At 66.9% G+C, this 13,069-nt stretch carries 11 protein-coding genes; 6 read left to right on the forward strand and 5 right to left on the reverse strand.

Annotated elements, in window-relative coordinates; all coding sequences use genetic code 11:
- Nucleotides 1-21 precede the first annotated feature (21 nt).
- Nucleotides 22-2,415 carry a YgiQ family radical SAM protein gene (locus tag GOQ09_RS11730; RefSeq protein ID WP_157613574.1) on the forward strand — a complete coding sequence of 798 codons (2,394 nt, stop codon included), beginning with the start codon at nucleotides 22-24 and terminating at the stop codon, nucleotides 2,413-2,415.
- Nucleotides 2,416-2,422: 7 nt separating this feature from the next.
- On the opposite strand, the gene GOQ09_RS11735 is transcribed toward GOQ09_RS11730, so the two are convergent.
- Nucleotides 2,423-2,911: a DUF1294 domain-containing protein gene (locus GOQ09_RS11735; protein ID WP_157613575.1), complete on the reverse strand. Its 489-nt coding sequence runs from the start codon at nucleotides 2,909-2,911 to the stop codon at nucleotides 2,423-2,425.
- A 222-nt stretch (nucleotides 2,912-3,133) separates the two neighbouring features.
- Between GOQ09_RS11735 and GOQ09_RS11740 the strand changes: the two genes are divergently transcribed.
- Both GOQ09_RS11740 and GOQ09_RS11745 read left to right on the forward strand, forming a co-directional pair.
- Nucleotides 3,134-3,898: a hypothetical protein gene (locus GOQ09_RS11740; protein WP_242631082.1), complete on the forward strand. Its 765-nt coding sequence runs from the start codon at nucleotides 3,134-3,136 to the stop codon at nucleotides 3,896-3,898.
- 132 nt (nucleotides 3,899-4,030) lie between these two features.
- The gene (locus GOQ09_RS11745) at nucleotides 4,031-6,142 is read left to right on the forward strand and encodes an esterase-like activity of phytase family protein (protein ID WP_242631083.1); all 2,112 of its coding nucleotides are present in this window, start codon (nucleotides 4,031-4,033) and stop codon (nucleotides 6,140-6,142) included.
- Here the strand turns inward: GOQ09_RS11745 and GOQ09_RS11750 are convergent, their stop codons facing one another.
- The gene (locus GOQ09_RS11750) at nucleotides 6,143-7,021 is read right to left on the reverse strand and encodes a CoA transferase (RefSeq protein ID WP_157613577.1); all 879 of its coding nucleotides are present in this window, start codon (nucleotides 7,019-7,021) and stop codon (nucleotides 6,143-6,145) included.
- Between the two features lie 146 nt (nucleotides 7,022-7,167).
- Between GOQ09_RS11750 and GOQ09_RS11755 the strand changes: the two genes are divergently transcribed.
- Nucleotides 7,168-8,070, forward strand: a complete 903-nt coding sequence (locus tag GOQ09_RS11755; RefSeq protein ID WP_157613578.1) for an SDR family oxidoreductase — start codon at nucleotides 7,168-7,170, stop codon at nucleotides 8,068-8,070.
- A 1-nt stretch (nucleotide 8,071) separates the two neighbouring features.
- On the opposite strand, the gene GOQ09_RS11760 is transcribed toward GOQ09_RS11755, so the two are convergent.
- The gene (locus GOQ09_RS11760) at nucleotides 8,072-8,461 is read right to left on the reverse strand and encodes a DUF488 domain-containing protein (RefSeq protein WP_157613579.1); all 390 of its coding nucleotides are present in this window, start codon (nucleotides 8,459-8,461) and stop codon (nucleotides 8,072-8,074) included.
- A 32-nt stretch (nucleotides 8,462-8,493) separates the two neighbouring features.
- Nucleotides 8,494-10,347, reverse strand: a complete 1,854-nt coding sequence (locus tag GOQ09_RS11765) for a PhoX family protein (protein WP_157613580.1) — start codon at nucleotides 10,345-10,347, stop codon at nucleotides 8,494-8,496.
- Nucleotides 10,348-10,443: 96 nt separating this feature from the next.
- Here GOQ09_RS11765 and GOQ09_RS11770 point away from each other — a divergent pair, with 96 nt between their 5' ends.
- Nucleotides 10,444-11,271 carry a crotonase/enoyl-CoA hydratase family protein gene (locus tag GOQ09_RS11770; RefSeq protein WP_157613581.1) on the forward strand — a complete coding sequence of 276 codons (828 nt, stop codon included), beginning with the start codon at nucleotides 10,444-10,446 and terminating at the stop codon, nucleotides 11,269-11,271.
- Between the two features lie 246 nt (nucleotides 11,272-11,517).
- Nucleotides 11,518-11,829, forward strand: coding sequence for a hypothetical protein (locus GOQ09_RS11775; RefSeq protein WP_157613582.1), 312 nt, complete (start codon nucleotides 11,518-11,520; stop codon nucleotides 11,827-11,829).
- Between the two features lie 67 nt (nucleotides 11,830-11,896).
- On the opposite strand, the gene GOQ09_RS11780 is transcribed toward GOQ09_RS11775, so the two are convergent.
- Nucleotides 11,897-13,039 (reverse strand): DSD1 family PLP-dependent enzyme, encoded by a 1,143-nt coding sequence (locus GOQ09_RS11780; protein ID WP_157613583.1) that lies wholly within the window; start codon nucleotides 13,037-13,039, stop codon nucleotides 11,897-11,899.
- Between the last annotated feature and the right edge of the window lie 30 nt (nucleotides 13,040-13,069).

Raw genomic sequence — 13,069 nt, forward strand, 5'->3', positions numbered from 1 at the left:
CGCGCCGCCAACTTCCCACTGATGAACGCCCCCGTCGACGTCTCCTTTTTTGCGCGTGCCGCCAAGCCGCTGACCAGCTACCGCAAGTACTGGGCGGCCCGTTTCGGCACGGCCAAGTTCTTGCCCACCACGCGCAAGGAAATGGACGCGCTCGGCTGGGACAGCTGCGACATCATCGTGGTGACGGGCGACGCTTATGTCGACCATCCAAGCTTCGGCATGGCCGTGATCGGCCGCATGCTCGAGGCGCAGGGCTTTCGGGTGGGCATCATCGCCCAGCCTGACTGGCAGAGCGCCGAGCCGTTCAAGGCGCTGGGCAAGCCGAACCTGTTCTTCGGCGTGACCGCCGGCAACATGGATTCGATGATCAACCGCTACACGGCGGACCGCAAGATTCGAAGCGACGACGCCTACACCCCGGGCGACGTGGGCGGCGCGCGGCCCGACCGCGCGGCCATCGTCTATTCGCAGCGCTGCAAGGAAGCCTGGAACGACGTGCCCATCATCCTCGGCGGCATCGAAGGGTCGCTGCGCCGCATTGCGCATTACGACTACTGGCAGGACAAGGTCCGCCGCTCGATCGTCGTCGATTCGAAGTGCGACCTGCTGCTGTACGGCAACGCCGAGCGCGCCATTGTCGAGATCGCGCACCGCCTGGCGGCCCGCGAACCTGTGCATGAGATCACCGACGTGCGCGGCACCGCCTTCGTGCGGCGCGATACGCCCGAAGAGTGGTTCGAGATCAACTCCACCAGCGTGGACGAGCCCGGCCGCGTCGAGGCGCACGTCAACCCATACCTCATGGTGTCGGAGCAGGCCAAGGCCAATGGCGCGACCTGCGCGAAGGAAGACGAAGCCCAGGCCGTGGCCCAGGCCGCCGAAGCCGGCGCCGCGGCCAACCCGGTGAACCCGGCCATCAAGCCGCTGACCTTCGTGCCGAACCCCGCGCTTGCGCAACGCGCCAAGATCAAGGTGCCTCCGCGCGACCGCAGCGTGATTCGCCTGCCTTCGTACGAGCAGGTGCGCGCCGACCCGGTGCTCTATGCCCACGCCAACCGCGTGCTGCACCTGGAAACCAACCCCGGCAACGCCCGCGCACTGGTGCAGGCGCACGGCGAGGGCGCCACGGCGCGCGACGTGTGGATCAACCCGCCGCCCATTCCGCTCACCACGGCCGAGATGGACCACGTGTTCGACCTGCCGTATGCACGCAGCCCGCATCCGCGCTATGCCGACGAAAACGGCAGCCACGACGGTGCGACCAAGATCCCCGCGTGGGAAATGATCCGCTTCAGCGTGAACATCATGCGCGGTTGCTTCGGCGGCTGCACCTTCTGCTCCATTACCGAGCACGAGGGCCGCATCATCCAGAGCCGCTCGGAAGAGTCGATCATCAAGGAGGTCGAGGCCATTCGCGACAGCGTGAGCGGCTTTACCGGCACCATTTCCGACCTGGGCGGCCCCACGGCCAACATGTACCGGCTCGGCTGCAAGAGCCCCGAGATCGAGGCCGCCTGCCGAAAGCCCAGCTGCGTGTACCCGGGCATCTGCCAGAACCTGGGCACCAACCACGATCCGCTCATCAAGATCTACCGCCGCGCGCGTGCACTCAAGGGCATCAAGAAGATCCTGATCGGCTCGGGCCTGCGCTACGACCTGGCCGTGCAGTCGCCTGAGTACGTGAAGGAACTGGTGCAGCACCACGTCGGCGGCTACCTGAAGATCGCGCCCGAGCACACCGAGCAGGGCCCGCTCACCAAGATGATGAAGCCCGGCATCGGCAGCTACGACAAGTTCAAGCAGATGTTCGAGAAGTTCTCGGCCGAGGCGGGCAAGAAGCAGTACCTCATTCCGTACTTCATTGCAGCGCACCCGGGCACCAGCGACGAGGACATGATGAACCTCGCGATCTGGCTCAAGAAGAACGGTTTCCGCGCCGACCAGGTGCAAACCTTCTACCCGAGTCCGATGGCCACGGCCACCACGATGTACCACACCAACAAGAACCCGCTGCGCAAGATCACGCGCGACAGCGAGACGGTGGACATCGTGCGCGGCGACAAGCGCCGCCGCCTGCACAAGGCCTTTTTGCGCTACCACGACGCCAACAACTGGCCTCTGCTGCGCGAAGCCTTGAAGAGCATGGGCCGCGCCGACCTGATCGGCAACGGTAAGCACCACCTCATTCCAACGTGGCAGCCGCTCACCGACGGCGGCTACACGAGCGCGCGGCGCAAGAACTCGACCAGTGCGCCAGTGGCGGCCAAGGCGCCGGTCAGGCTCGCACCGGTAAAGCCATCGAAGGGTCGCATGCTCACGCAGCACACCGGCCTGCCGCCGCGCGACAACGGCTCGGCACCCGCGCGCAAGGCCGCGGCCGGCCCGGTGCGCGGCAACATCCGCAAGCCGCGCTGAGCCGAGCTCAGCCCCCGAGCAGTCCGGCCGGCGCCAGCTTGCCGACCCAGGCAGCCGCAGCGGCGATATTCAGCAGCACCGTGGCCCAGTAACCCGCCATGAAGCTCGCCTTGCGCGACTTGTGGCGGAAGAGCCGCTGCGCGCACCATGCGCCCGGCCATCCTCCCGCCACCGACATCAGGTGCAGCGTGCTCTCCGCGGTGCGCCAGCGCCCGGCTTGCGCAGCGTTCTTGTCGAAACCGTAGATCGCGAAGGTCAGAAGGTTGACCAGCAGCAGCACGCCCAAGGCAAGCGGCGGCAGGCGTGCGGTCCATACGCCGTAGCCGAGCAAGGCCGCATAACCCAGGAGCAGCAGACCCATGGGCAGCATCGACGATGAGGAGGAGGGCGCCGCCCCGCTGCGTCGTCGCGAATTGGCTGCGGAGACCTCGGGGCTTCGAATGAAGCCGAAGCCCCGCTTGGGTTCCCAGCGTACGAGCCGGCCTTGGCGCTTCATGGTTTGCAGCGAGAAAGAGAAGGATGCATGGCGGGATTCTCGCCGCGCGTTGTATCGTGTAGCCCCATGAGTACTTTGTTCTCTCCGCGGGTTTCATGGTTGCGAGCCTTGGCGGGGGGCGTTCTGTTCGCGGCTTCGGTGCATGCGTTGGCGGCACCGTCCGAATCCCTTTCTGCATCGGCCTCCGCTTCGGCTGAAGCGCTGCGCGGTACGCATCAGCGCATGAAAGGCAAGCTCGAGCGCAGCGGCTTCGCACGGCCCATTCAGCTCGATTCGCTGGAAACGCCGGGCGGGCTGCAGGGCGACATTTACGCGGTGGTGGACCACTCGCTGCCGGAGATCAGCGCTGCGCTCAAGGAGTCGTCCCACTGGTGCGAACTGCTGAAGCTGCACGTCAACAATCGCCGATGCCGCGCGGGCACCACGCCGCAGGGGCAAGACATGCTGACGCTGTTTGTCGTGCGGCGCTACGACAAGCCGGTCGATCAGGCGTTTCAGCTGCCCTTCATCTATCGCGTGGCCAACGCAACGCCGGAGTACCTGTCGGTCGAGATGAACGCGGCCAGCGGACCGCTGGGCACGAGCAACTATCGGGTCACGCTGGAAGCGGTGGCGCTCGACGAGAAAAGGAGCTTCCTGCATTTTGGCTACAGCTACGACCACAACATGATGGTTCGCATGGCCACGCAGGCGTACCTGGCCACCTTCGGCCGCAACAAGGTGGGCTTTACCGTGGTCGGCAAAGAGGCCGACGGGCAGCCCGACTACATCCGCGGTGCGCGCGGATTGGTGGAGCGCAATGCGATGCGCTACTTTCTCACCCTCGACACCTATCTCTCTTCCGACGCCGGCGCGCCGCCCGAGCGGCGCGAGCGCTCGTGGTTTGCCGCGGCCGAGCAGTATCCGCGGCAGCTGCACGAGATCGAACTCGAAACCTACCTTGCGATCAAGCGCGAGGACCGCGAACGCGACGGCACAAAGCGCTAAAAGGCACTGAAAGCGCACTGAAAAAGCGAAGCCGTCGCAACCTTTCGACTGCAATTTCACGGGCTTGTCATCTGTCTCGGCATTAATCGCCGAGGCCTGCGCCTTTGCGCGGGCGCTTCACGAGGACAAGCAATGCGGAAGACAAGAGGATCGAGGGTGGGATGGCTGGCGCTCGCAGGTGCCAGCGTGCTGTTGGGTGCCTGCGGCGGTAGCGGTGGCGGCGGGAGTGGCGGATGGGCGTTCCCCCCGGCATCGGGCGGCGGTGGCGGCGGTGGCACGACGAATCCGCCTACGGCCCAGTCGAAGACCGGCACCTTCCTCGACGCGGCGGTCGAAGGCCTGGACTACGTTACCGGCAACGCCGACAAGGCGGCCACCAACGCAGCCGGCGAATTCACCTGCAAGGACGGCGAGACCGTCGTCTTCACCGTTGGTGCGCTCGCACTCGGCAGTGCCGCCTGCGGTGATGCGATCACCCCGTTGACCCTGGCCGGCGGCACCGACGTGAAGGCCGATGCCGTGGTCAATCGCCTGCTTGCACTGCAGAGCTTCGACGAGGACCGCGATCCTTCCAACGGCATTCGCCTGACTCCGGCGCTGAAGGCCGCGCTCACGGCCGGGTCCATCGATTTCAGCGCCGCGGCCGCGAGCTTCGACGCCGCTCTCAACGCGGTGCTCGCGGGGCTGCCTGCTCCCTACAATGCCCGCATGGTCGATTCAAGCCGCCGCACGCTGGCGCGTGAACACTTCGAGGACACGCTGGCTTCGCGCCTCGGCGCGCCGGTGACAGAAGCCTCGACGCAGACGAACGCGCTCGGCACCATCGGCATCGACGTCACGCGATACCAGTTGCAGGCCGATGCCAGCTTCAACGTGCCCTACGAGGGCGACAACGAGAAGACCAAGGCCGACTTTCCCGGGGGCTTCCTGCCGGCCTACGGATCGGGCCTGGCATTCAAGGGCAAGGCCGACGACGGCACGCTCGAGTTCTATGCCATTACCGACCGCGGCCCGAACGGCGACGGCCCGACCGCACCCATGCCAAACGGCGGCGGCGCCACCAGCATCAGCAAGGTGTTTCCCGCGCCGTCGTTCGCGCCGAGCTTCGGCATCGTGCGCATCGGCAAGACGGGCGCGGTGCTCTCGTCGAGCGTGCCGCTCAAGCTCGATGCCAACAAGAAGATCACCGGCCTGCCGCCCCAGTCGGGCGTGGGCTCGACGGGTGAAACGCCGCTGACCGACCGCTATGTGTTCGATGCCGCCAAGGCCAACTACGACGCCAACGGACTCGACCCCGAGACGATGGTGCTCGACAAGGCGCGCAACGTGCTGTGGACCAGCGACGAGTACGGGCCGTTCATCGCACGCATCAACATCGCGACCGGCGTGATCGAGAAAAAGTACGCCCCAGGCAACGGCGCGGCCGATCTGCCGCTGGTGCTCGCGCAGCGCCGCGCCAATCGCGGCATGGAGGGGCTGACGCTCGACGCGGCGGACGGCAAGCTGCACGGCTTTCTGCAGAGCCCGATCGATCCGAAGGACGGCGCGGGCAAGTCGATCCAGGCCGCGCCGCCGGGCGGCAGCAAGACCGATGTGCGCCACATCGCGAAGTTCACGCGCTGGCTCGCATTCGACCCGGCCACCGAGACGTCGAAGCTCTACGCTTACCCGATCGACGGCAGCCAGTACGACAAGAACCGCACCGGCAACGCCAAGCTCGGCGACGTGGTGAGCCTGGGCAACGGCCGCTTCATCGTGATCGAGCAGGGTGCGCGCAAGAGCGATGGCAAGGTGTTCAACAAGCTGATGCTGGTCGAGTTGCCGGCCAATGCAACCGACATTGCGGCCTTCGACCACAACCTGGAAATCAGCAGCATCACGCAGGCGCCTTCGGGAGCCGCTGACTACTCCGCGATAGTGGCCATGCGCAAAACCGAGTTGCTCGACCTCAACGCGCTGGGCTGGCTGGCCGAAAAGGCCGAGGGCCTGACCGTGGTGGACGACCAGACCCTGGCATTGGTGAACGACAACGACTTCGGCCTGAGCACGATCCTGCTCGATGCCGACGGCAAGACCGTGGCAGGCAGCGTCGAGGACTGCACGGTGGATGCCACCGGCGCGATCATTGCCAAGTGCCCGGCTGGCGTGACGGGCGCGCGCATCACGCGCGGCAGCGACCTGGAACGGCCGGTGCGCATCTGGCTCATCAAGCTCGATCGCAAGCTGAGCGAACTGCGCCTTTGATCAGTCGGCCAGCGTGAGCAGCGGCACATCGCGCTCCCGCGCCATGGCTTCGAGTTGCGCGCGGGTGCGGGTGCGAATCCAAGCGGCAATGCCTTCGCGCGTAGCCGACGCGAACATGTCACGCGAAGCCACCCCGGCCGCTTCGCAGAGGCGCTCTGCAAAGTGCGGCTCCAGCGCGGCAACCGCCACGCGTCCGTCCGCGCAGGAATACACGCGATAGCCCGCATGCGCGCCGCCCACAGCGCCTTCGGGCCGGGTCAGGCCCCATGTGCGCGGCAGCGCCAGCCAGTCGGCCGAGGCATTGAGTGCCACTTCGAGGTACACGCCGTTCGCCTTGGCCGCGGACCGGGCATGCAAGGTGGCCTGCAGCACCGCTTCGCTTGCGAGCAGGGCGCCGCCCATGTCGGCGTAGAGCGTGGGCGGCAGTTCGGTGCCGGTGACCAGGCCGCTTTCCGCGACATAGGTCAGGTCGTGGCCCGGCTCCTCGGCACGCTCGCCAGGGGCGCCGATGATGGCGACCTGAGACAGCGACGGATGGCGCGCCTGGAGCGATGCCCAGTCGAGCTTCAGTTTGACGAGCGCTGAAGGCCGGAAAGAGGTCAGCAGCACGTCCGTGCGCGCGAGTTCGGCATGCAGCTGTTGCTGGCCGGCTTCGGTCTTCAGGTCGGCCGTGCGAACCTCGATGCCTTCGTGCAGCGCGGCGTACGCGGCCTTGTTGTAGAGCGCCATCGGGTCGCGGGCGGGCGGCTCGAACTTCAGGCAGGTGGCACCCATGCCGCGGCAGCGCAGCAGTGCCGCAGGGCCCGGCAGGTTGAGCGCAAGGCTCAGCACACGCACGCCGGCGAGCGATTGGAAAGACGAGGCAGCGGGGCTTTGCATGGTCATGTATCCGGTGATCAGGGCGAAGGACATTTTTACCCGCTCAGAGCCAGATTTCGCAAGCCATGGCATTTGCCGGCGGCGTAGCATGCGCCATGGCGGCGCCGCGCCTTGCCGCTCTGTTGCAACGACCAAGGAGATTCACCATGTTTGAAGCTTCCCTCATGAGCGGCCAGCGCATTCTCGTGACTGGCGGTGGCACCGGCCTCGGCCGTGCGATGGCCGAGCGCTTTCTGGGGTTGGGTGCCGACGTTGCAATCTGCGGCCGTCGCCAGTCGGTCTGCGAAGAAACCGCGGCCGAGTGGCGCCAGCAGTTCCCGGAGCGCCGCATCGACACCTTCGGCGTGGACATCCGCATTGCGCAGAGCGTGGACGACATGGTCGAGAGCCTGTTCCAGAGCGGTGGGCTCACCGGGCTCGTCAACAACGCGGCGGGCAACTTCGTGGCACCGACCGAAAGCCTGTCGCCCCGCGCTTTCGACGCCATTGCGAACATCGTCTTCCACGGCAGCTTCTACGTCACGCAGGCCGTGGGCAAGCGATGGGTGGCCGAAGCCAAGGCCGGCAAATGGAAGGAGGGCGACGCGCTGCGCAGCGTGATGAGCATCATCGTGACCTGGGTCGACAACGGCAGCCCCTACGTGGTGCCTTCGGCCATGAGCAAGGCCGGCATCGAAGTCATGACCAAGTCGCTGGCGGTGGAGTGGGCGCGCCACGGCATTCGCCTGAACGCCGTCGGGCCGGGCGAAATTCCGACCGAGGGCATGAGCAAGCGCCTGAACCCCGGCGAGGAGCCCGGCGCGCGCAGCAAGAAGACCAACCCCATGGCGCGCACCGGCCGCATGAGCGAGCTGCAGAACCTCGCGGCCTTTCTCATGGCGCCCGGCCAGTGCGACTGGCTCACCGGCCAGAGCATCATGATGGACGGCGGCAACGCGCTGGCCACCGGCGGCAACTTCTACGAGCTGCGCCAATGGAGCGACGACGACTGGCAGGCCGCGCGCGAGCGCATCGAGGCGCAGAACCAGAAGGACAAGGCGCAGCGCTGAATCAGCTCGCGATGTCTGCCCCGCGCTCGGCCAGGAGGCCGCGCAGCAGCGAGCGATGGCAGCGCGACTCGTCCTCGCAATAGCAGCCTACCGAAAGCGCCGTGCTGTGCGAAAGGGCCGCGAGCAGGTCGAGGCTGCGACTCGCGTCAGCCTCGGCCATCTCCGCCTTGTACTTGCGCATGAAGGCGTTCCATTGCGCGGGCGTTTCCGCCTCCTGGCCCAGCTTCATGGTCTCGGCCGAAGGCGCGAGATTCGGGTACCACACGTCATACCAGTCTTGCGAGGCGAACTCGGTCTTCGGAACGCCGCGCGGCGGGCGGCGCACGGTGCCGATGCGCAGGCCCTCGCCGTGGGCGCGCGGTGTGCCGAGGCGAACGATGCGAATGCTCATGCAGGGTCTCCTTCCGTTTTTTTCTGACTGCTTCAGGTGCCGACGATACCGCTGTCGCGCCTGCGAATGGCCAGCGTGGCCGAGCGCGGGCGTGCGCTGCCGGGCTCGGTGCCGTCGGGCCAGGCGCTGGTCGGCGTTCCGCTGCCGTCATCGCGCGATTCCCCCGGATGCTGGATGTTGACGAACAGCGTGCGCCGGTCGGGCGTTACCACGCAGCCGGTGACCTCGCTGCCGTTCGGTGCCGTCAAGAATCGCTTGATGCGGCCCGTCGCAGGATCGGCGCACAGCATCTGGTTGTTGCCCAGTGATGCATAGGGCGGTTTGCCGATGAGCTGGCCGCTCATGTCGGTCTGTATCCAGAGCAGGCCGCCGCTGTCGAAGTGCAAGCCGTCGGGGCTGCCGAAGATGTCTGCATGGGCGCAGGGATAGCGCGCGCCGCTGTCCGTTTGCGCGGGGTCGCCGGCGAGCGCGAAATGGTCCCAGGCGAAGCCTTCGCTGCCTGCATCGCCGCCATCCTCGCGCCACCGCAGGATGCCGCCGAAGAGGTTGGCGGCGCGCGGGTTGGCTGCGTCCGCTGCGGGCTTGCCGATCTCGCCGCGCTGGCTGTTGTTGGTGAGCGTAACGTACACCTCGCCGGTTTGCGGGTGCACCGCAATCCATTCCGGGCGGTCCATGCGGGTGCCGCCCACCATGTCGCCCGCCAGCCTGGCGTGGATCAGCACTTCGGCCTGGTCGGCAAAGCCGCTGGCCGCATCCAGGCCGTTGCGCCCGTGGACGAGTTCGAGCCATCGGCCGCGGCCGTCGGCATCGAACCGGGCGACGTAGAGCGTGCCTTCGTCGAGCAGGCGGCTGTTGGCGGCACTGCCGCCGCTGGGTGAAACCTTTCCGTGGCTGACGAACTTGTAGATGTATTCGAACCGCGCGTCGTCGCCCATGTAGACCACCAGGCGCTGGTCCTTGGCGAGCGTGCAGGTGGCGCTTTCCTGGCGTTTGCGGCCGAGCGCTGTGCGCTTGACGGGTTTGGCCGCGGGATCGAAGGGATCGATTTCGACCACCCAGCCGAAGCGGTGGGCTTCGTTCGGATGCCGGCTCATGTCGAAGCGTTCGTCGAAGCGCCAGTAGTCGACCCACTGCGAGCCCGGCACCGTGCCGTAGCGGCGCTGCGCGGGCGTGATGTCCTTGGCCGCTTCCTTCGGGCCGCCGAAGTAGCCGTGAAAGTTTTCTTCGCAGGTCAGGTAGGTGCCCCACGGCGTCACGCCCATGGCGCAGTTGGCGAAGGTGCCGAACACCTCGTCACCGGCGGGATTGGCCTGTGTGCGCATCAGCGGCGTACGCGCCGCGGGGCCTTCGATGCGCATGGGCGTGTTGCCGTGCACGCGGCGGGCATAGGGCGACGGGCGCACCTGCCGCCAGCCATCGCGCGTGCGCCGGATCTCGATGACCGAAACACCCATGGCATGCAGCGACTTGCGCACCTTCTCGGCGGTCCATTCCTTGACGCCGTCCGCATGGAGCAACTGCTCGTCGGTGTATTCGTGGTTCATCACGAGCAGTGCGCGGTCCGGTGTTGCAAGCGGGAAGAAGTGCATCCCGTCGTGGTGCATGCCCGCCTGCAGTGCCTGGTCGGCCGCGCTATCGGAGCCATCGGACGCAAAGGCCGGCATCGGATGCCCCTTCACTCCCGTGGGCGTGCCCCATGGATAGAGCAGTTGCCATTCGTATTCCGGCGGCACCACCACCGCGTCTTGCAGTGAAACCGGAACGGCAGTGAAGCCGAGCATGGCCGGGTCGGCGCGGCTGGGGGATGCGTGGGCACCGCTTCCGTGGAGCAACGCCACCACGGCGGCGGCGCCCGATTGCAGAAAGATCCGGCGATCCAGGGGCATGAGTCGAAGCAGGTGTTGGGTGGGCGACAGGCGCCATCATCGCCGAGCGCCCGTACCGGGCGATACTGGCGCGAAGAAACCCGAAGGAGACACGACATGGCCGACCGAATCGAATGGACCCGCCACCCCGACGGCGTGGTGGAACTGCAGCTTGCGCGCGCCGACAAGATGAATGCGCTCGATCCCGCGATGTTCGACGCGCTGATCGAGGCCGGCGAATCCTTGCGCGGTGACGCCGCGGTGCGCGCCGTGGTGATCTCGGGCCAGGGCAAGGCGTTTTGCGCCGGGCTCGACATGGCTTCGTTCGAGCGCATGGGGCAGGGCGCCGCGAGCGCCGTGCTGGGCGCCGCGGCCGGCGGCACCGACCTGGCTAACCGGACCCATGGCATTTCGAATGCGGCCCAATACGTTGCAATGGTCTGGCGCGAAGTGCCGGTGCCCGTCATCGCTGCCGTGCATGGCGTGGCCTTCGGCGGCGGCCTGCAGGTGGCACTGGGTGCCGACATCCGCATCGTGGCGCCCGACACCAAGCTTTCGGTCATGGAGATCAAGTGGGGCCTTGTGCCCGACATGGGCGGCATGGTGCTGATGCGAGAGCTCGCCCGCAGCGACGTGGTGCGCGAGCTCACCTTCACTGGGCGCATCTTCTCCGGCGAGGAGGCGCTGCAACTTGGCTTTGCCACCCGGCTGGCAACCGACCCCGTGGCCGAAGCCCTCCAGATGGCGCGCGGCATCGCGGGCAAGAGCCCCGACGCCATCCGGGCAGGCAAGCGCCTGCTCAATGCCGCGCTGTCGCAAAGCGCGGCCGATCTGCTGGTTGCCGAATCGGTGGAGCAGCGGGCACTGATCGGGGGCGCAAACCAGACAGAGGCGGTTCGCGCCAACATCGAGCGACGCTTGCCGCAATTCGGCGCCGCGACCTGACCCGCATCGCCTCGGCGGGGAAAGGCTGTTTCTCGCCTTTCAGGGCGCAAAGCGGCCAATTTCCCGTTCAGCGCGGCCGGTTTGTAAGAACTAAGCATTGCTTTGTCGCGGACTGGTCCTCTGCGGACAAACATGACCTTTGTGTGACTAAGGTCACGTCTTGACTGGGATTAAGGGTTCGGAAGGGTGGCCGAGTCAGTCACATTCCTTAACAATTAATCCTTTTGACTGCGATGGCGATCCTGCATGTCGACCACGTTTTTCTGCAATCTCAGCGTGCCCATCCTGGTGGGCGAGGATCGCTACAAGTACATCCCTGTCGTCGGCGTCTTTCGAAGCATTCCGTTCGAGCAAATAGACGAGTGGGTAATGCACCCCGACGGCAGGCCCCGGAGCGACCGTGAGCTCGCGGCCGAAGTTCTTGTCGAGATCCGCGTACCGCCCGAAATGAGCGGAAGCGCTGCTGCGCGCGCATTCGAGATAGCGGACCTCCTGCAACTGGACCGCGCGGCCGCGATCGTGGTCTCTACCTACTTGGCGGCACTGCCGCGCGTCTGACCACCCGCTCGGCGATTCTTCGCCATCGCCTCGGTCCGGAGTCGCAGCGCCAGCCCTTGCGCCACCCCTAGTGCCTGCCGCGTGCATCCACCGGCCAGATGGCCACCAGGGTATCGCCATCGACCACGTGGTAGGCGTCATGCAGGTTGACGGTCGGGTCGCAGTGCGGGGTGACGAACTCGACACGCTCCCCCAGCACCGGCCGCGCCCCGGCGAACAGCAGTTTGCCGTGCTCGTCGCCAAAGAACGCGTAGCGGCTCGCCGGGTCGGCGCCGCGCGCCACCAGCGGCGCGCCGGCATCGGTGGCAAAGCACTTGGTGCCGCCATCGACCGTGACCCAATCCGCCGCGTTGGCGCTCACCACCGCCGTCTGCACGAACAGGGACACCTCGAAAGGCGAGGGCTGCCCTGGGGCGCCAAGCACCTGGGTGTATTCCGCATCCATGAAAACATAGGAGCCCGCCTGCAGCTCGGTGAACGCGTCGCGCTGCGCGTCGAGGTCGTGCGTGCCGGTGCCGGCGCCCGTCACGATCTCGAAATGAATGCCCTCCCGCCTGGCCTCCGCGACGATGCGCGCAACGGTCTCGCGCAGGGCGGCAGCTGCGGCGCTGCGCTGCTCGCGGTCAACGATGTGCTGCAGGTTGCCGGCGTAGGCCTGCAAACCGCGCAGCTTGAGGCGCGGCTCGGCCGCGATGCGGCGCGCGAGCTCGAGCACCTGCGCTTCGGTTGCGGCACCGGTGCGGTTGTAGCCCGCGCCGTAGTCGACCAGCACCTCGAGCGGATGCGGCAGCCCCAGCGTGGCGGCGGCAATGTCCGCGGCGTTGCGCGGGTCGTCCACCACCACCATCATTCCGCCGGGGCCCGCGAGCCTGGCAAGCTTGACCACCCGCGCGATCTTGCTCGGGGTCACGGCGGGCGAGGTGATCAGCACATCCGGAATGCCGGCCTTGACCATGACCTCGGCCTCGCCCAATGTGACGCAGCTCACCCCGACGGCACCCGCGGCCACCTGGCGCCGCGCAATCTCCACCGACTTGTGCGTCTTCACGTGCGGGCGCAGGCCCACACCGCGTGCCTTGGCAAAGGCGGCCATGCGCTCGATGTTGCGCATGAGCGCGCCAAGGTCGAGCAGGAGCGCGGGCGTATCGAGCGACTGCCGACCGCCGGCCAGCCCGATCAGCGGCGTATTGACTTGCGTATCAGGGAGCATGGGAAACCTTCGTATGCAGAGTTCAGGGTG

The sequence above is a fragment of the Variovorax paradoxus genome, assembly GCF_009755665.1.
GTDB lineage: Bacteria > Pseudomonadota > Gammaproteobacteria > Burkholderiales > Burkholderiaceae_C > Variovorax > Variovorax paradoxus_G.

Bases quoted from the DNA above. Each gene is read 5' to 3' on its own strand.
- GOQ09_RS11730 (WP_157613574.1), top strand. From the start codon at position 22: ATGAACGCCCCCGTCGACGTCTCCTTTTTTGCGCGTGCCGCCAAGCCG.
- GOQ09_RS11735 (WP_157613575.1), bottom strand. From the start codon at position 2,911: ATGAAGCGCCAAGGCCGGCTCGTACGCTGGGAACCCAAGCGGGGCTTC.
- GOQ09_RS11740 (WP_242631082.1), top strand. From the start codon at position 3,134: ATGAAAGGCAAGCTCGAGCGCAGCGGCTTCGCACGGCCCATTCAGCTC.
- GOQ09_RS11745 (WP_242631083.1), top strand. From the start codon at position 4,031: ATGCGGAAGACAAGAGGATCGAGGGTGGGATGGCTGGCGCTCGCAGGT.
- GOQ09_RS11750 (WP_157613577.1), bottom strand. From the start codon at position 7,021: ATGCAAAGCCCCGCTGCCTCGTCTTTCCAATCGCTCGCCGGCGTGCGT.
- GOQ09_RS11755 (WP_157613578.1), top strand. From the start codon at position 7,168: ATGTTTGAAGCTTCCCTCATGAGCGGCCAGCGCATTCTCGTGACTGGC.
- GOQ09_RS11760 (WP_157613579.1), bottom strand. From the start codon at position 8,461: ATGAGCATTCGCATCGTTCGCCTCGGCACACCGCGCGCCCACGGCGAG.
- GOQ09_RS11765 (WP_157613580.1), bottom strand. From the start codon at position 10,347: ATGCCCCTGGATCGCCGGATCTTTCTGCAATCGGGCGCCGCCGCCGTG.
- GOQ09_RS11770 (WP_157613581.1), top strand. From the start codon at position 10,444: ATGGCCGACCGAATCGAATGGACCCGCCACCCCGACGGCGTGGTGGAA.
- GOQ09_RS11775 (WP_157613582.1), top strand. From the start codon at position 11,518: ATGTCGACCACGTTTTTCTGCAATCTCAGCGTGCCCATCCTGGTGGGC.
- GOQ09_RS11780 (WP_157613583.1), bottom strand. From the start codon at position 13,039: ATGCTCCCTGATACGCAAGTCAATACGCCGCTGATCGGGCTGGCCGGC.